At 63.8% G+C, this 17,745-nt stretch carries 14 protein-coding genes; 5 read left to right on the top strand and 9 right to left on the bottom strand.

Annotated features, from left to right (window positions below; all coding sequences use genetic code 11):
• The first annotated feature begins 8 nt into the window (after positions 1-8).
• Positions 9-1,232, top strand: a complete 1,224-nt coding sequence (locus ACS3WA_RS05890; protein WP_438277615.1) for a lytic murein transglycosylase — start codon at positions 9-11, stop codon at positions 1,230-1,232.
• Positions 1,233-1,444: 212 nt separating this feature from the next.
• Here the strand turns inward: ACS3WA_RS05890 and recJ are convergent, their stop codons facing one another.
• The 5 genes from recJ to ACS3WA_RS05865 all read right to left on the bottom strand — a co-directional run bounded on the left by recJ (position 1,445) and on the right by ACS3WA_RS05865 (position 7,945).
• On the bottom strand, positions 1,445-3,286 hold the full coding sequence (recJ, locus tag ACS3WA_RS05885; protein WP_438277614.1) for a single-stranded-DNA-specific exonuclease RecJ: 1,842 nt from the start codon (positions 3,284-3,286) through the stop codon (positions 1,445-1,447).
• Positions 3,287-3,559: 273 nt separating this feature from the next.
• Positions 3,560-4,555: a class II fructose-bisphosphatase gene (gene glpX, locus ACS3WA_RS05880; RefSeq protein WP_438277613.1), complete on the bottom strand. Its 996-nt coding sequence runs from the start codon at positions 4,553-4,555 to the stop codon at positions 3,560-3,562.
• A gap of 36 nt (positions 4,556-4,591) precedes the next feature.
• Entirely contained in the window at positions 4,592-5,914 is a 1,323-nt protein-coding gene (locus ACS3WA_RS05875) for a homoserine dehydrogenase (RefSeq protein WP_438277612.1), read from the bottom strand.
• A gap of 89 nt (positions 5,915-6,003) precedes the next feature.
• Positions 6,004-7,221, bottom strand: a complete 1,218-nt coding sequence (locus tag ACS3WA_RS05870; protein ID WP_438277611.1) for an LL-diaminopimelate aminotransferase — start codon at positions 7,219-7,221, stop codon at positions 6,004-6,006.
• A gap of 460 nt (positions 7,222-7,681) precedes the next feature.
• Positions 7,682-7,945: a hypothetical protein gene (locus ACS3WA_RS05865; RefSeq protein ID WP_438277610.1), complete on the bottom strand. Its 264-nt coding sequence runs from the start codon at positions 7,943-7,945 to the stop codon at positions 7,682-7,684.
• A 328-nt stretch (positions 7,946-8,273) separates the two neighbouring features.
• Here ACS3WA_RS05865 and ACS3WA_RS05860 point away from each other — a divergent pair, with 328 nt between their 5' ends.
• Entirely contained in the window at positions 8,274-10,085 is a 1,812-nt protein-coding gene (locus ACS3WA_RS05860) for a PHA/PHB synthase family protein (protein WP_438277609.1), read from the top strand.
• A 308-nt stretch (positions 10,086-10,393) separates the two neighbouring features.
• On the opposite strand, the gene ACS3WA_RS05855 is transcribed toward ACS3WA_RS05860, so the two are convergent.
• The 3 genes from ACS3WA_RS05855 to ACS3WA_RS05845 form a co-directional block, all read right to left on the bottom strand.
• A complete protein-coding gene (locus tag ACS3WA_RS05855) occupies positions 10,394-11,392 on the bottom strand; it encodes a hypothetical protein (protein WP_438277608.1) in 999 nt (332 codons plus the stop codon).
• A gap of 200 nt (positions 11,393-11,592) precedes the next feature.
• Positions 11,593-12,591 carry an N-acetyl-gamma-glutamyl-phosphate reductase gene (gene argC, locus ACS3WA_RS05850; protein ID WP_438277607.1) on the bottom strand — a complete coding sequence of 333 codons (999 nt, stop codon included), beginning with the start codon at positions 12,589-12,591 and terminating at the stop codon, positions 11,593-11,595.
• A 108-nt stretch (positions 12,592-12,699) separates the two neighbouring features.
• Positions 12,700-13,230 (bottom strand): DedA family protein, encoded by a 531-nt coding sequence (locus ACS3WA_RS05845; protein ID WP_438277606.1) that lies wholly within the window; start codon positions 13,228-13,230, stop codon positions 12,700-12,702.
• 377 nt (positions 13,231-13,607) lie between these two features.
• Between ACS3WA_RS05845 and parE the strand changes: the two genes are divergently transcribed.
• The 3 genes from parE to ACS3WA_RS05830 all read left to right on the top strand — a co-directional run bounded on the left by parE (position 13,608) and on the right by ACS3WA_RS05830 (position 16,365).
• Positions 13,608-15,674, top strand: coding sequence for a DNA topoisomerase IV subunit B (gene parE / locus ACS3WA_RS05840; protein ID WP_438277605.1), 2,067 nt, complete (start codon positions 13,608-13,610; stop codon positions 15,672-15,674).
• Positions 15,675-15,715: 41 nt separating this feature from the next.
• Positions 15,716-15,904, top strand: a complete 189-nt coding sequence (locus ACS3WA_RS05835; protein WP_438277604.1) for a hypothetical protein — start codon at positions 15,716-15,718, stop codon at positions 15,902-15,904.
• Between the two features lie 68 nt (positions 15,905-15,972).
• Positions 15,973-16,365, top strand: a complete 393-nt coding sequence (locus tag ACS3WA_RS05830; RefSeq protein ID WP_438277603.1) for an MAPEG family protein — start codon at positions 15,973-15,975, stop codon at positions 16,363-16,365.
• Between the two features lie 30 nt (positions 16,366-16,395).
• Here ACS3WA_RS05830 and ACS3WA_RS05825 read toward each other — a convergent pair whose 3' ends face one another.
• A complete protein-coding gene (locus tag ACS3WA_RS05825) occupies positions 16,396-17,634 on the bottom strand; it encodes an FAD-dependent oxidoreductase (RefSeq protein ID WP_438277602.1) in 1,239 nt (412 codons plus the stop codon).
• Positions 17,635-17,745: the final 111 nt, after the last annotated feature.

The raw sequence follows: 17,745 nt of genomic DNA, 5'->3' as shown, positions 1-17,745 counted from the left end.
CTCGCTGCATGAAAACTTTCGATTCCCGAATCCAAATCAGCCGGCGCGGCGCGCTGCAATGTCTCGGCGCGACGGCGGTGCTCGTGCCCTTCCCGGCTCTCGCAGCAACGCCGCAGGGCTTCGAGCAGTGGCGCGACAAGTTTCGCGCCCGCGCGCTGGCGAAGGGAATCTCGGAGGCGACATGGAATCGCTGCATGGGCCGGATCGAGCCGGACATGAGTGTGTTCAAGCAGATGCGCAACCAGCCGGAGTTTCACGAGAAGACCTGGCAATACATCAACCGCCGCGTCTCGGACTGGCGCATCATCGCCGGCAAGGAGGCGCTGCGGAAAAACGAGGCGCTGTTTGCGCGGATCGAGCGCGATTTCGGCGTCGAGCGCGGAACGCTGCTCGCATTGTGGGGCGTCGAGTCCGCGTTCGGCGATCCGCTGGTGCAGAAGAACCACATGCGGCCGGTATTCCCCTCGCTGGCGGCGCTCGCATGGAACGAACCGCGGCGACGCACCTATTGGGAAACCGAACTGATCAACGCGCTGCGCATCGTGAACAAAGGCTGGAGCACGCCCGAGGAGATGCGCGGGTCATGGGCCGGCGCGATGGGGCATACGCAATGGATGCCGGAGGTCTGGCTCAACGTCGGCATGGATTACGACGGCGACGGCCGGGTCTCGCCGTTCGGGAAGCCCGACGACGCGCTGGGCTCGACCGCGCGTTATCTCATCAACCGCGGCAAATATCATCGCGGCGAGCATTGGGGATGTGAAGTGCGCGCACCCGATGGCGCGAGCGGCAATCGCAGCTACGCCGCATGGTCGGCGGCCGGCGTGCATCGCGCCGACGGCAAGGCGTTTCCGCAGCCGAACGCCTCGGCCAGACTCTGGATTCCCGAACCGGGCGGTCCAACGTTCCTGCTGGGACCGAATTTCTACGCGGTGCGCAGTTACAACCCGTCGATGAATTACGCGCTTGCGATCTGCCATCTCGGCGACCGCATCCTCGGCGCGCCGCCCTTCATCCAGCCTTTCCCCGGCTCCGAGCGCGCGCTCACGCTTGCGGAAGTGCAGGAGGTGCAGACGCGCCTGACCAAGGCCGGCTTCGACACCGGCGGCACCGACGGCCGCGTCGGCAACGACACCATGAAAGCGGTGAAGGATTTCCAGACCCGCGTCGGCCTGCCCGCCGACGGCTATGCGGGATTGCAAGTGCTGGCGAAGCTGCGGCAGGGATTGTAGCTGGCGACTCGGATTTGCAGTGAACCGCCACGAACGACTCCCAACCTCTCCCGCTTGCGGCGGAGGTCGACCGACGAAGTCCGTCGGGTGGGTATCTTCACTGACATTACCTCCCCAACTCTCGCAGAGCGAGCTTTGCTCGTCTCGGCCCGCAAGCGGGAGAAGGAGTTTGCATTGCTTCGACGAAGCCCTTCCATTCAAATGTAACCACTTCAACGAATGACCGCCGGACCCGGATCGGGTACCGCGACATCGCAGACGCGCAACTGCACACGCTCCGCGCCCTGCCAGCGATCCACAGCCAGCGACCCAGCCACATGCAGCGGCTGGCCGCGCATTTGCGCCAGCGCGTTGCCGAGCGGCTGGCCAACCGCGCGGAACGCGATGCCGTTCACGATCGCGCCGTCGCCGGACTTGAATCGCAGCCGCAGGTGCGCCTGCCCGACCTCGTCGGCATGGATGAGTTGGTGCGACGGCAGAGCCAATACCGGTTCGGGATTGCCCGCGCCGAACGGTCCCGCGCGATTGAGCATCGCCACGAACTCAGGCGTTACTGCTCGCGCGCTGACCGCGCCGTCGATGAACAGTTCGTTGACATGGCGCGACTGTGCGACATCGGCGGCGAGCGCCTTTTCCATGTAGGCGCGGAATTCCGCCAGCCGATCTTTCCGCAGCGTCACGCCGGCCGCCATGGCGTGACCGCCGCCCTTGAGCAGCACGCCGTCGGTCACCGCCTGCCGCACCGCCCTGCCGAGATCGACGCCGCCGATGGAGCGGCCCGATCCGGTGCCGATCCCGCCAGGCTCCAGCGCGACGACGAAGGCGGGCCGACCGAACTTGTCCTTCAGCCGCGACGCGACGAGACCGACGACGCCAGGATGCCAGCCCTCGGACGCCGTGACGATAACGGAGCCCTTGTCCTCGAGACCGAGCGAGGCCAGCGCCTCGGCTTCGGCCTGCGCCTCGGCTGCCTGCTCGATCACGCGGCGCTCGGTATTGAGGCGATCGAGTTCGGCGGCGATGCGCGCGGCTTCCGAGACATCGGCTTCGAGCAACAGCCGCACGCCCAGGTCAGCACGACCGATGCGGCCGCCGGCGTTGATGCGCGGTCCCAGCATGAAGCCGAGATGCCAGGCTTCCGGCGGGCCGTTCAGCCGCGCGACATCCATCAGCGCGGTGTGGCCGATGTGATCGCGACGGCGCAGCGCGATCAGCCCCTTCGCCACGAAGGCGCGGTTGAGGCCGGTTAGCGGCGCGACGTCGGCGACCGTGCCGAGCGCGACGTGGTGCAGCATGTTCAGAAGATCGGGCTCCGGCCGCTCGGGCGTCCAGAAGCCGCGCTGGCGCAGTTCGCGGTTCAGCGCGACCAGCGTCACCAGGACAAGACCGACGGCGGCGAGATGCCCGAGGCCAGAGAGATCGTCCGGCCGGTTCGGATTCACCAGCGCGTCCACATCCGGCAGATCGTCGGCGCACTGGTGATGATCGATCACGACCACCGACATGCCCTGTTGCCTTGCGACCGCCAGCGGCTCGATGCTGGTGGTGCCGCAGTCCACCGTCACCAGCAGCGTCGCGCCTTTTGCCGCGAGCGCGTTGATCGCGTCGACGTTCGGGCCGTAGCCCTCGAAAATCCGGTCGGGGATGTGGATCAGCGGCGTGAGGCCGCAATGGCGCAGATGCCACGCGAGCAGCGCAGCCGAGGTCGCGCCGTCGACATCGTAGTCGCCGAAGATCGCGACCGTCTCGCCGCGCATCGCGGCATCGGCGAGCCGTTGCGCCGCCGCCTCCATCTGCGTCACGGTGAAGGGATCGGGCATCAGCCGCCGTATGGTGGGATCGAGAAAATCCGCGACCGCGTCGATCTCGACGCCGCGCCCGGCAATCACCCGTGCCAGCATCTCCGGCAGTTGATGCCGCTGCGCGATCGCCAGCGCACGCGCCGCGCCCCGCGCATCGAGGCGATCGCGCCACAGGCGGCCCGTGGCCGAATGCGCGACGCCGAGAAAGGCGTCGGGCGCTTCGACCGGAAATGCGGTGGCAGGCAAGGTCATGCTATCGTCCTACCTTGCGATATCGTATGGAATCTAGAGCCGTTCACCACTTGGCTCTGTTCTCGTCATTGCGAGGAGCGGAGCGACGAAGCAATCCAGATGCCACTGGATTGCTTCGCTTCGCTCGCAATGACGACAAGCTGCGTTCCCATATGAACTGCTCCAGTGGTCCAATTCTGACATTCGCATCCCGTTTCAGCGAGCCTTCTTGCGATGTTAGAATTGAAGGACCGCAGGCAAAGCCGCGACACCGTCGCCGAAATTGGACATGACTCAATCCAGGTGAAATTTATCCAACTGCCGATGCTCGGCCTTGATGCGGCGCACGGTACCCGTCACCGAGCGCATCACCACCGTATCGGTCTTGATCACGTCCTTGCTGAACCGGACGCCCGAGAGCAGCGACCCCGAGGTCACGCCGGTCGCGGCGAACACGCAATCGCCCTTCACCATGTCGCAGATCTCGTATTTCTTTTTGGGGTCCTTGATCCCCATCTGCAGGGTCCGCTCGCGCAAGGCCTCGTTATCGATGATGAGACGGGTCTGCATCTGGCCGCCGATGCAGCGCAGCGCCGCCGCGGACAGCACGCCTTCGGGCGCGCCACCGCTGCCCAGATAAATATCGATTCCGGTTCGCGGCTCGGCGGTGTGGATGACGCCGGCGACGTCGCCGTCGCTGATCAGGCTCACCGCGGCGCCGACCTTGCGCAGTGCGGCGATCTTGGCGGCATGGCGCGGCCGGTCGAGCAGGATCGCGGTGATCTCGGTCGGCTTGATTCCCTTGGCCTTGGCGAGATTGATGATGTTCTCTTCCACCGGCGCGTCGAGGTCCACCGTGCCCTTGGGATAGCCGGGACCGATCGCGATCTTGTCCATGTAGCAATCGGGGGCGTGAAGCAGCGTGCCGCGCTCGGCCATCGCGATGGTGGCGATCGCGCCGGGCATGTTCTTGGCGCACAGCACGGTGCCTTCGAGCGGATCGACCGCGATGTCGACCTCCGGTCCGTGGGAATTGCCGACTTTCTCGCCGATGAACAGCATCGGAGCCTCGTCGATCTCGCCCTCGCCGATCACCACCGTGCCGTCGATCGGCAGCTTGTTGAGTTCGCGCCGCATGGCGTCGACCGCGGCCTGATCGGACGCCTTTTCCATGCCGCGCCCGCGCAGCCGCGCCGCCGCCACCGCCGCCCGCTCCGTCACACGCACGATCTCGAGCGTCAGGAGGCGGCGGAGCGCCTGTTGCGGCGGAATGGAAATATCTGTCGGCATCGGCTCAACTCTCCTCGGGCGGCGCGGCGGGATCCCTCAGTTCTTTTCGATACGGATGACCTGCGGACGGCCGGTGATGACCTTGTCCGCCCTCACCGCATGAAGCGCGCGGTGCACCGCGTCCTCGCTGGTCGCATAGGTGATCAGGAGCACCGGAACGGGCTCCGCAGGTTTGCCGGCGTCGGTCATATCGAGCTTGCCGTTGGGATGGCGCTGGACGATCGATTCAATCGAGATTTTCTGCTCGGCGAGACGTGTGGCGATGGTCGCGGCGGTGCCGGCGAAATCGCGCGCCATCAGGCGGATGTAGTAGCCGCCCTCATGGCGCTCCATCGGCGCCTTCTTGGTCGCCTTGAGCCGCGACGCCGGCCGTCCGAACGGCAAGGCGCGAATGCCGCACGCCACATCGGCGATATCGGCGACCACGGCGGACGCCGTCGCGGCGCCGCCGGCGCCGGGGCCGACCAGCGTGATCGGCGGAATGCCGTCGCCATCGATGGTGACCGCGTTGGTGACGCCCATCACCTGCGCGATTGACGAGGTTTTGGGCACCATGGTCGGATGCACCCGCTGTTCGATGCCCTTGGCGGTGCGCATCGCGACGCCGAGCAGCTTGACGCGGTAGCCGAGTTCTTCCGCCGCGCGAAGGTCCTCCGGCGCGATCGACGAGATGCCCTCGACATAGACCGCGCTCTGGGCGACGCGGGTGCCGAAGGCGAGGCTCGCCAGGATCGACAGCTTCTGCGCGGTATCGTGACCGTCGACGTCGAACGAGGGATCGGCCTCGGCATAGCCGAGACGCTGGGCCTCCTTCAGGCACTCGGCGAACGACAGGTTTTCCCGCTCCATCCGCGTCAGGATGTAGTTGCAGGTGCCATTGAGGATGCCGTAGACGCGGTTGATCGTGGTCCCGGCAAGTCCTTCCCGCAGTGTCTTGATGACAGGAATGGCGGCGCCGACCGCGGCCTCGTAGTTCAGCGCGCCACCGTGCTGCTCGGCGAGAGTCGCGAGCCGCAGGCCGTGCCTGGCGATCAGCGCTTTGTTGGCCGTCACCACCGACTTGCCCGATTTCAGCGCCGCCTCGATCGCCGATTGCGCCGGGTCGCCCGCCCCGCCCATCAACTCGACGAAACAGTCGATGTCGGGATCGTTCGCCAGCGCCAGCGCGTCCTTGGCCCACGCCACGCCGCGAAGGTCGATGTCGCGCTTCTTGGTCTTCGAGCGCGCGGCGACGGCGACCACGCGGACGCCGCGCCCGCAGCGCGCCGACAGCGCCCGGCCCTGCTGCTCGATGAGGTGAACGACAGCCGACCCCACAGTGCCGAGCCCCGCAATGCCCACTTTCAGGGGTGCGACCATAAGGAAACCTGCTGGAAAAACCGGTGTTGCAAGGAACGATCAAGGCACGACCGGCCCGAAAGGCCGCAAGGCCGTCCCCGAACCGGCGCCTATCGCCGGTTGGCGAGAGGAACCACGTTGTGCAACGTTTCGATGCCGCTTTCAAGGAAGTGGCGGACGCCGCGGGCGGCCTGACGAATTCTCTGTTCGTTTTCCACCATGGCGATGCGGACATAGCCCTCGCCGTGCTCGCCGAAGGCGACGCCGGGCGAGACTACGACCCCGGATTTCTCGACCATCAGGGTTGCGAACTGCATGCTGCCGAGATCGCGAAACCGTTCGGGCAGCGGCGCCCATGCGAACATCGAGGCCTGCGGCGGCGGGATCACCCATCCGGCGCGGCCGAAGGATTCCACCAACGCGTCGCGGCGCTTGCGATAGATGTCGCGCATCTCGCGAATGCAGGTGTCCGGACCGTTCAGGGCCGCAGTCGCCGCCACCTGGATCGGCGTGAAGGCCCCGTAATCCAGATAGGATTTCACCCGCGCGAGAGCCGCGATGATGCGTTCGTTGCCGACCGCGAAGCCGATGCGCCATCCGGCCATCGAGAACGTCTTCGACATCGAGGTGAACTCGACGGTGACGTCGACCGCACCGGGCACCTGAAGCACCGAGGGCGGCGGGTTGTCGTCGAAGTAGACCTCTGAATATGCGAGGTCCGACAGGATGAAGATCTCGTGTTTCTTCGCGAACGCAACGAGATCGCGGTAGAAATCGAGACTCGCGATCTGCGCCGTCGGGTTCGACGGATAGCACACGATCAGCGCGATCGGCTTCGGTATGGAATGGATGATCGCGCGCTCGCAGGCCGCGAAAAAATCCGGCGTCGGCGCGGATGGTACCGAGCGGATGACGCCGCCTGCCATCAGAAAGCCGAATGCGTGAATCGGATAGCTCGGGTTCGGGCACAGCACGACATCGCCCGGCGCGGTGATCGCCTGGGCGACATTCGCAAAACCCTCCTTGGAGCCGAGCGTCGCCACGATCTGCGTGTCGGGATTGAGTTTCACCCCGAAGCGGCGGGCGTAGTAGCCGGCTTGCGCCTTGCGCAGGCCGGTGACGCCGCGGGAGGCCGAATAGCGGTCTGTCTTGGGTTTGCCCAGGGTTTCCTTGAGCTTGTCGAGGACATGGGGCGGCGTCGGCAGGTCCGGGTTGCCCATACCGAGGTCGATGATATCGGCTCCGGCGTTCCGTGCGGCCGCCTTGGCGCGATTGACCTGTTCGAACACGTAAGGCGGCAGACGGCGGATACGATAAAACTCTTCCATGGCTCCTGGCTCCGGGCCGGATTTGACGGGCGATTGGCACGAGGCCGGCGTCGCCAGACCTGACGGTTCCACGCGCGCGATCTCGTACTGAATCGTGCCACTCTATAGCGTTTTCGAGCGAAGTGGAATTCGGTTCGCGTGAAGAAAACGCGTCAAATCAAGAATCTAGAGTTTTTTCGATTTTGATCGAAACACCTGTCCATGAAACGACGCGCCCCCTCTCCCATTGGGAGAGGGTTGGGGTGAGGGGTTACAGCCTATCGATAGATCGAACCCCCTCACCCGGAGCCTTCGGCTCCGACCTCTCCCCTTTGGGGAGAGGTGAGGTATCGCCCGGGTCGATTCTTCAGAAGCGGAAAGCCTCTGGAGTTTTTGGCCGTTTTCCGTGAAACGGTGAAAAGCCCAACACGGACGCCCTGCTCCGCCAGCACTTCGCGTCCATCGCGGGCTGATGCGCGGCTTATTTGGGGTCCGAGGTCTGAGCCGCCTGGGACTGGTGGTCGCGCGCGGCGATCAGTTCCTTCTCAACCCTGGCCTGTTCGGCGGGGTTCATCGCTGCGTGGTCTCTCGGGGCCGGCAGGTCATGCACCGCGGGATAGTCCGGCACCTCGGCCGCCCGTTCCGGCGCATCCGGCGGGGTGCCGATAGGCAGATCCGCAATCGACGTCGAGCAGCCGCCGAGCGACAGCGACAGCAGCAGCACCAAAGTGGCGGCGCCGGCCATCGCGCAGCCGCTGCGTTTGCGCGCCTGTCTGTTGGAGGCTGTCGACCCGGACGCGCTCACGTTTCCATCCGAACCTGCGGCTTCATGATGCGTTTGCTTCATAAGATCGAATCGCACGCTTGGAATCATTATCGCCCGGGAACGCCAAAGCCGCTATCGCGCCGGCCCAGCGTCCTTAAGCCAGTTCATCAGGGCTCATATATGGCCGCATAAAGATGTTTTGTCGCACCGCAACACATCGAAACCGGCAATGCTCCCCAGATTATGTCATGATCGCTGCCCGCCACGTGCGGGACGGAATTTTGAACAAACCCTCAGGTGTGCGGCCATGAGCGAGTTACCTGTCGAGACCAAGGCCGAGGCCAAGCCCCGGTTCGACCCGGACACCTTCGCGATGAACCTCGCCAATGCGATGGAGAGCGGCGGCAAGGCGCTGGCCGCTTACCTCAAGGCGCGTGAGAGCGGCGAGGCGCGCGACAGCCAGCCGAACGAGTTCGCCGAGTTGATCAGGACTGTCAGCACGGTGGCGGACTACTGGCTCTCGGACCAGACCCGCGCGGTCGAATTGAAGACGAAACTCGGCAAGGCCTATCTGGACCTCTGGGGCTACGCCGCGCGCCGCCTCGCCGGCGAGGAGATCAAGCCCACCGTCGCACCCGCACCCCGCGATAAGCGTTTCACCGATGCGGAATGGCGATCGAACCAGTTCTTCGATTTTGTGATGCAGGCGTATCTGCTGACGACCAAATGGGCGAACGAGCTGGTTCGCGACGCCGAGAACCTCGATCCGCACACCCGCAAGAAGGCCGAGTTCTATATCGCGCAGATCACCAACGCGCTCGCGCCGTCGAATTTCGTGATGACCAATCCGGATGTGCTGCGCGAAACCTTCGCCTCGAACGCCGACAACCTGGCGCGCGGCATGAAAATGCTGGCCGAAGATATCAATGCGGGCAACGGGGTTCTGCGTATCCGGCAGTCCGACTCCAGCCACCTCGAAGTCGGCGTCAACATGGCCACGACGCCGGGCAAGGTGATCTACCAGAACGAACTGATGCAATTGATCCAGTATTCGCCGAGCACCGAGACGGTGCTGCGGACGCCGCTCCTGATCGTGCCGCCGTGGATCAACAAGTTCTACATCCTCGACCTGAAGCCGGAGAAGTCCTTCATCAAGTGGTGCGTCGATCAGGGCATCACGGTGTTCGTGATATCCTGGGTCAATCCCGACAAGAGGCTCGGCGAAAAGACCTTCGAGGATTACATGAAGGAAGGTCCGCTGGCAGCGATGGACGCGATCGAGAAAGCGACCGGCGAGACCAAGGTGCATACCGTTGGCTATTGCGTCGGCGGCACTCTGCTCGCGACCACGCTGGCGTGGCTTGCGGACAAGCAGCGGTCGCGCGTGACGTCGGCGACGTTCTTCGCCGCGCAGGTCGACTTCACCCACGCCGGCGACCTGCTGGTATTCGTGGACGAAGACCAGATTTCCGCGCTCGAACGCGACATGAAGCAGTCCGGCGTGCTGGAAGGCAGCAAGATGGCGATGGCCTTCAACATGCTGCGCCCCAATGACCTGATCTGGTCCTACGTCGTCAGCAACTATCTCAAGGGAAAGACGCCGCCGGCGTTCGACCTGCTGCACTGGAATTCGGACGCGACGCGGATGCCCGCGGCCAACCATTCCTATTATCTGCGCAACTGCTATCTGGAGAACCGCCTCTCGACCGGCTCGATGGTGCTCGACAACACCCTGCTCGACCTCTCGAAGGTCAAGGTGCCGATCTACAATCTCGCGACCCGCGAGGATCACATCGCGCCCGCGGAATCCGTTCTGTACGGCTCGCGATTCTTCGGCGGCCCCGTGCGTTACGTGTTGTCAGGGTCGGGACACATCGCCGGGGTCATCAATCCGCCGTCGCTCGGCAAATACCAGTACTGGACCAGCGATGCCATCGGCAACACCACGGTTGCGGAGTGGATGAAGAGCGCGCAGGAGCACAAGGGCTCGTGGTGGCCGGACTGGCACGCCTGGCTGCGCGGAATCGACGCCGAGGTCGTCCCTGCCCGCGAAGTCGGCAGCGCCGCGCTGCCGCCGATCGAGGACGCGCCGGGCAGTTATGTGCGCGTGCGGGCGTGAGGTGATTCAATAAACGGAATGCGCAAAATTCAGGAGACACGAATTTTGCTTACTCGTTCGAGACAGCAGCAAGCTGCGCACTCGCCCATCCCCTTGCCGAGCGACGAGGCTACCAACAGAGTTACTCATCGACCGCTCTGCTGCCTCAGGGCATCCTGCACCTGCTTGAACGAAGGCAAATCGGGGTTCGTTTTCATCGGCTCAACCTTGAGCGCGACGACATTTGGGTTTGTCGAGAACCAGAGTAAGCCGGCAGCCGCAAACAGTCCGGCAACGCCGATTGCAGCCAGTGCCCTCAGGGTAAGCTCCTAGGAACGTGTTTGTGCCGCGCCATTCGTGAGAATGACACTGTGCTGTCGTCGTGACGGATGGTCGGCGCCCACCAATGCGGCCTCATCCGTCGCGAGCACGGCTTCAGGCAACGGCACCGGCTCGATGCCGGCGAAGCGGCGATAGAGAGCGCCCATGATTGCGCCGTATACCACCGCGAGAGCCAGCAGGAAGATCGGAGTCAGCGGCATCAGCAGTGCAAGCGGGCTAGCGCACAGCCCCGCCACCAGGCTCCCGATCGCCGCATATTCATATCCGCGATGGCGACGGAGAGCCCTGGCGATATGATGTGCGCCGAGGACGAAAATCGCCGATGGCAAAATGGTTGCGAGCAGGACAGTCAGAAACGTCTGTGCCGGGAGCGCTGTTACGAACAACATGCCGGGGCCATCGCTCGACAAGCTAAGCATCATAATGCCAAAAACCAGAATTGCAGTCAGCGCGGCGGGTATCGTCGCCGCGATGATAGTCGCCGCAATCGAACTGCGGACACGCACGGGACCGTCGAATGTTCGCGGTGCAACCGGCGTCTCGATTTCAGACGAGTTTCTTGGCGTGTTGGCTGCCGGCTCAATCCCTGCGAATTGGCCATAAAGGAAACCGGCAAGACTTCCCGCAGCAGTCGGTAGCAAGCCCGACGTAATCTCGCTTCCACTGCTTGGCGGAAACAACAAGAAACCATTGCGTAGCGCGATCGCATAACTGGAGGCGGCCATGACGCCGCCCATCAACCCATACGCAAAGCGGCTCGAGATGGCCCGTTGCCGCAGAACCAGGTGACCCGCAAACAGCAATGCTCCATCCATTGCCACGCGCCCGAAAGAGTAGATCAGGATATTGTCCGGCGCGGGCATACTCGCCAGTGGCGGCGTCGTCTGTGTCGCAAGCAATGCCATCGCGAGCAGAACGGCATTCACAGCCGTGAGCGGCACCAGGGCAACGAGCAACGCTCGCGAAGAGTTTTTGACTGAATACATGCGTGCAGCCTCTGAACGGCTACATACTAGGTGGGAGGGGTTACCGACGGCACTTGTGGTTGCATAAAATTTTAGCGATGCGTTGAGCGGATGCGAAACATTGGACGGCTGGGTGTGCCACCGGAAACTTCCCCTTGAATCATTCACGTTCGCCAAACTCGCATCAATCCGAATTTGGCTGCGCCTAATGAGTCAAAGCCTCAATCCACCCCCATATCCCTCAGCCCAAGCATCAGCCGCATGTTCTGCACCGCCGCGCCCGATGCGCCCTTGCCGAGATTGTCGAGCCGCGCGACCAGAACGGCCTGCCGGTGCTTGTCACTGGCGAAGACATAAAGCTCGAGCCTGTTGCTGCCGTTCAGCGCCTCCGGCTCGATCCGTCCGTTTTTCGTCGCGTCGTTGTCGAGCGGCATCACCGAAACATAAGTGCTGCCCGCGTAACGCTTGGCCAGCGCCGCATGAAGCGCGGCGCCATCGGGCTTGCCCGGCAGCGTATCGAGATGCAGCGGGATCGATACCAGCATGCCCTGCCGGTAGTCGCCGACCGACGGCGCGAAAATCGGCCGCCGCGTCAGGTTGGCGTACTTCTGCGTTTCCGGCAGATGCTTGTGCTCGAAGCCAAGACCGTAAAGCTCGAACGCAGGCGCGGTCCCGCTCTCAAAACTCTCGATCATGGACTTGCCGCCGCCGGAGTATCCGCTCACCGCGTTGATGGTGACGGGATAGTCCGGTGGGATCAGACCGGCATCGGTCAGCGGCCGCAGCAACGCGATCGATCCGGTCGGATAGCAGCCGGGGTTCGTGACCTTGCGGGACCCCTTGATCCTGTCCGCCTGATCCGAAGTCAGTTCCGGAAAGCCGTAGGTCCAGTCCGGCGCGACGCGAAACGCCGTCGAAGCGTCGAGCACCTTCGGCGCGTCCGCGCCCATGCCGTCGATCAACGCGACGGTTTCCTTGGCCGCGTCATCGGGCAGGCAAAGGATCACCAGATCGACCTCCGCCATCAACGCGCGCTTGGCGGCCGGATCCTTCCGCTTGTCGCCGTCGAGGCTTTTGACGAGGACGTCGCCCTGCCGATCGAGCCGCTGGCGGATTTCGAGCCCCGTGGTTCCAGACGCGCCATCGACGAACACCGTCGGTCGGTCGGCGGTGTTGCCGCTGGAAGTTAAGTCTTTCGTTCTGGTGTCTGCGGCAGTCACGACTTTATCCTTGCATCCCGCGAGCGTGCTCGCTGGCCCGCCTTGTAATCCAAATGCGGCGGCTGCGCGACCACCCGCGTCCGACATCACTTCGGGACTGGCTCACGCTCAAACCGTGCGCCATATCCATTCGACGATCCGCGAGATCAGGTCGCCGAAGATCAGCAACACCGCCGACCAGATCAATGCCGAGGTCCAGTTTGCGATCTGGAAACGCCAGTACGGCATTGCAAAGATTCCGGCGGCGAGCGGGACCGAGGCGCGCAGCGGCCCGAAAAACCGTCCGATGTAAATAGATGGGATACCCCATCGCAGCACGAAAGCCCGGCCGCGCGGCAACAGATCGGGACGGCGCGACAGCGGCCATATTTCGGCGACGCGATCCTTGAAGTGGTAGCCGAGCCAGTACGACAGCCAGTCGCCGAGCGCCGCGCCGACGGCGGCCGCGATCCACACCGGCCAGAAATTGATCTGCCCCGGCCCCAGCATCGCGCCGATCGCCACCAGCACGCCCCACGCCGGAACCAATAGCGAGATGAAGGCAAGCGACTCGCCGAAGGCAAGCAGCAGCACGACAGGGGCGGCCCAAACCTGATGATCGCTCACGAAGTCGACCAGGCCGCGTCCGACGTCTTCCATTCCAAAATGCCTCTTGCCGCTCCCTTAGCGAAGGGGTTGTTTGAGCCTCCGCGGCGGTACAAAACAATCGGAAGCAGCTAAACTAGCCTCTCATGCAACTTCAAGTCACAAAGACTTGGATATTGGAAAGACTTGCATATTGGAAAGAACTGCGTATTGGAGCCGGCGGTGGCGGCCGGCAACCGATCCTCACGAGAGCGGGACAGGAAAAACGCGCAGCAATTTTCCGCTCCCATTCTGTTTCTTAAGATATCAGAATCACCTGACGCCCCGACCCCACCCGGCTTCCTGGAGGTCTTCACAATTCGACCTGCGTCCGTGGCATAGTCAGCGTGGCCGATTCGTCTTGTCCCGACGCGCCTGATTTTTGAAGAAATATGTCCAAATCACTGAAACAAAACACAAAGTCAAAATCCGCCGACGACCTGTTCGAGGCCGAGGCCAAGACCTCCGACACCAGGGCCCGCCCCGGCCGCGGATCAAGCCGCGCGTCGGGAGCCGAGGCAGGCTACACCGCCGCCGACATCGAGGTGCTGGAGGGACTTGAGCCGGTCCGCCGCCGCCCCGGCATGTACATCGGAGGCACCGACGAAAAAGCGCTGCACCACCTGTTCGCCGAGGTGATCGACAACTCGATGGACGAGGCGCTGGCGGGGCACGCGACCTTCATCGTGGTGGAACTATCCGCCGACGGCTTCCTCACCGTCACCGACAACGGACGCGGCATCCCGGTCGATCCACATCCGAAATTTCCGAAGAAGTCGGCGCTCGAAGTCATCATGTGCACGCTGCATTCGGGCGGCAAGTTCGACTCCAAGGTCTACGAGACCTCGGGCGGCCTGCACGGCGTCGGCGTGTCCGTGGTCAACGCCCTCTCCTCCCGCCTCGAAGTGGAGGTGGCGCGCAGCCAGAACCTCTACAAGATGACGTTCGAGCGCGGCCACCCCAAGGGCAAGCTCGAGGACTTGGGCAGGATCGCCAACCGGCGCGGCACCACCATCCGCTTCAAGCCCGACACCGAAATTTTTGGCGCAAAGGCCGCGTTCAAACCGCAGCGCCTGTTCAAGATGACGCGCTCGAAGGCGTATCTGTTCGGCGGCGTCGAAATCCGCTGGCGGTGCGCGCCGGAACTGCTCAAAGGCCTCGACGACATCCCGGCGGAAGCAACCTTCCACTTCCCTGGCGGCTTGAAGGACTATTTGGCCGCGGCGATCCACAAGGACACCCTGGTTCATCCGGACATCTTCTCCGGCAGGTCGGGGCGCAACGGCGCGCACGGCGCCTGCGAATGGGCGGTGGCGTGGACCGCGGACGCCGACGGCTTCCTGTCCTCCTATTGCAACACGGTGCCGACGCCCGACGGCGGCACTCACGAGTCGGGCCTGCGCAGCGCGCTGCTGCGCGGATTGAAGGATCACGCCGAGCGCGTCGGCCAGGGCAAGCGCGCGGGCTCCATCACGTCCGAGGACGTCATGGTCGGGGCCGCCGTGATGCTCTCGGTGTTCGTGCGCGAGCCGGAATTCCAGGGCCAGACCAAGGATCGCCTCGCCACCGCCGAGGCCTCGCGGATCGTCGAACAGGCGATCAAGGATCCGTTCGATCACTGGCTGTCCGGCAATCCGACGCAGGCCAACAGGCTGCTCGACTTCGTGGTCGAGCGCGCCGACGAGCGGCTGCGCCGACGCGCCGAGAAGGAAACCTCGCGCAAGAGCGCGGTGAAGAAGCTGCGCCTCCCCGGCAAGCTCGCCGACTGCACCGACACCGCGACCGACGGCTCCGAACTGTTCATCGTCGAGGGCGACTCGGCCGGCGGCAGCGCCAAGCAGGCGCGCGACCGCAAGACGCAAGCTGTGCTGCCGTTGCGCGGCAAGATCCTCAACGTGGCCTCCGCAGGCCGGGACAAGGTCACCGCCAACGCGCAGCTCGCCGACCTGATCCAGGCGCTCGGCTGCGGCACCGCCACCAACTATCGCGAAGAGGACCTGCGCTATTCGCGCGTCATCATCATGACCGATGCCGACGTCGACGGCGCCCATATCGCCTCGCTGCTGATCACGTTCTTCTACCGCCAGATGCCGCGCCTGATCGACGAGGGCCATCTCTATCTCGCGGTGCCGCCGCTTTATCGGCTGACCCACGGCAGCAAGACGGTCTACGCCCGCGACGATGCCCACAAGGAGGCGCTGCTCAAGAGCGAGTTCAACGCCAATGCCAAGGTGGACGTCGGCCGCTTCAAGGGCCTCGGCGAGATGATGCCGGCGCAGCTCAAGGAAACCACCATGGACCCGGCGAAGCGCACGATGTTGCGCGTGGTGCTGCTGGCGGACGATCGCGAGGACACGGCGGACTCGGTCGAGCGGCTGATGGGCACCAAGGCGGAGGCGCGCTTCGCCTTCATCTCCGACAAGGCCGAATTCGCCAGCGAGGAGATGCTCGACGTGTAAACCGACCACCGCGCGGAACCATCCGGAGGCATTGTTCAATCATGAGACTGGCACTTGTGATCCTCGGCCTGCTCGCGATCCTGATGGGCCTTGTCTGGGCCGGTCAGGGCACCGGCGTGTTTCCCTATCCGGCCTCGAGTATCATGATCAGGCAGACGCAGTGGGTTTGGTACGGCGGCGCGGTGGCGGTCGCCGGCCTGCTGGCGCTTCTGCTGTCGCGGCGGCTGTAATCCTGTCAAAATGATCTCGGTATGCCGGCACAATCCGCAAGCACGGCCAGCAGAATTAAAGGCTCGTCATGGAACGCTATTATCCCGTCGCCATTGTCACGCTTGTCGGCGGACTAGTCGTATTCGGAATGGCACTCACCGTTTCGAGGCTTCACGCCAAGACAAGAATTCTCGCGCCTCTCATGACCGGCGATCCGCATCTTGAAAGAGCTGTCCGCGCGCACCTGAACACGGTGGAGTGGATTCCAGTTTTTCTTCCCTCGATGTGGCTATTCGCGATCTATTGGAGCGTCGCTTGGGCCGCGGCCCTTGGGACGCTATGGCTGCTAGGACGGATCATTTACTTCGTCGGCTATCTTTCGGATCCCGGGAAACGGTTTCCGGGTTTCTTTATTCAGTCCGCCGCCGCCTTTGCACTCTTGCTCGGTGCTTTGGGACGAATAATTTACCTCGCCGTTTAAGCCGTCTCTATTTAGCTCTGCAAAACGCGATCACGCTTTCGGCGAATGGACATGTTCGGGCCGCACACCGACAGCGATGAACTTCGCAGTCAAACCCTGCAACCACGGCACAGCGTTGACGATGCGCGCAAGCAGCGGCGGCTTCAACGGGCCGTTGCCGTGTTTGAGCGCCGCGCTGACGATGTTGGTCTGGACGATCACCTGCATGGCTTGCGTCATGCGCATCGGAAATTCGCGGCGGCGCTGGACGGCGGCGAGATCATCCTCGCTCACGGCGCCGTCGCTCGCGAGCTTCGCCGCAAGCAGGTTCGCCGACGCCACCGCATCCTGAACCGCGATGTTGACGCCGACGCCACCAATCGGCGACATCGCATGCGCGGCGTCGCCGATGCAAAGCAGACCGGGCCGGGTCCACCGCTTGAGACGGTTCACAGCGACGGTGAGCAGCTTCACGTCGTCCCAGCTCTTTACGTCCGCGATGCCGGACCGGAGCGGCGGCGCCAGCGCGACCACGTCGGCGCGCAACGCCTCGATGCCTCGCGCCTTGATCTCGTCGTAGCGTCCCTTGACGATGACGTAGGCGCATTGCCAGTACGTGCCGCGATCGAGCGTCACCATCATCTTGCCCGCCTCGATGCGCGCGAACATGCTTTCGGTCTCGGCGCCCTTGCCGACGCGAAACCACAGCACGTCCATCGGCGCTCCGATCTCCTCGACCTCAAGCCCCGCGCTCCGCCGAATGATGGAATGTCGCCCGTCGCAGGCGACCGTCAGGTCGGCCCTGATGTCGAGCGGACCGCCAGCGTCTGCGCGGACGCCCGCCACCCTGTCGCCGTCGTGGATAAGCCCGATCGCCTCGGTGTTCATCATGATCTTGAGGTTCGGAAAGCGGCGGCCCTTGTCGCGCAGGAAATTGAGAAAATCCCACTGCGGCATGAAGGCGATGAACGGATACTTCGCGCCGGTGCGGCTGACGTCGGCGATGCGCAGGCGGGCCTTACCGAAGCAGCCTTCCAGCTTTTGCAGTTCATCGTGCGGCACTTTCAGGAAATCATCGATCAGGCCGAGTTCGTCCATCACCTGCATGGTCGATGGGTGCACGGTATCGCCGCGAAAGTCGCGGAAGAAGTCGGCGTGCTTTTCGAGAACGACGGTTTCAATCCCGGCGCGGGCGAGCAGGTAGCCGAGCATCATGCCGGCTGGCCCGCCGCCGACGATGCAGCAGCGCGTGGAGATCTGGCGCTGTTTGCGCGGACGGCCTGCATCCATACTGATGTCCTCGCGAGCCGAAAATGCGACAGGCTATCGAATATCTCAGCGGTCATTCCGCCGGGTTCAAGCAAAAAACGGCAAGGTTTTTCGATATTTCCGCCGTTTCTC

Source organism: Nitrobacter sp. (assembly GCF_051535235.1).
Lineage (GTDB): Bacteria > Pseudomonadota > Alphaproteobacteria > Rhizobiales > Xanthobacteraceae > Nitrobacter.
The sequence above is the reverse complement of the archived record's forward strand: the minus strand, read 5'-3'. Positions and strand labels throughout refer to the sequence as shown.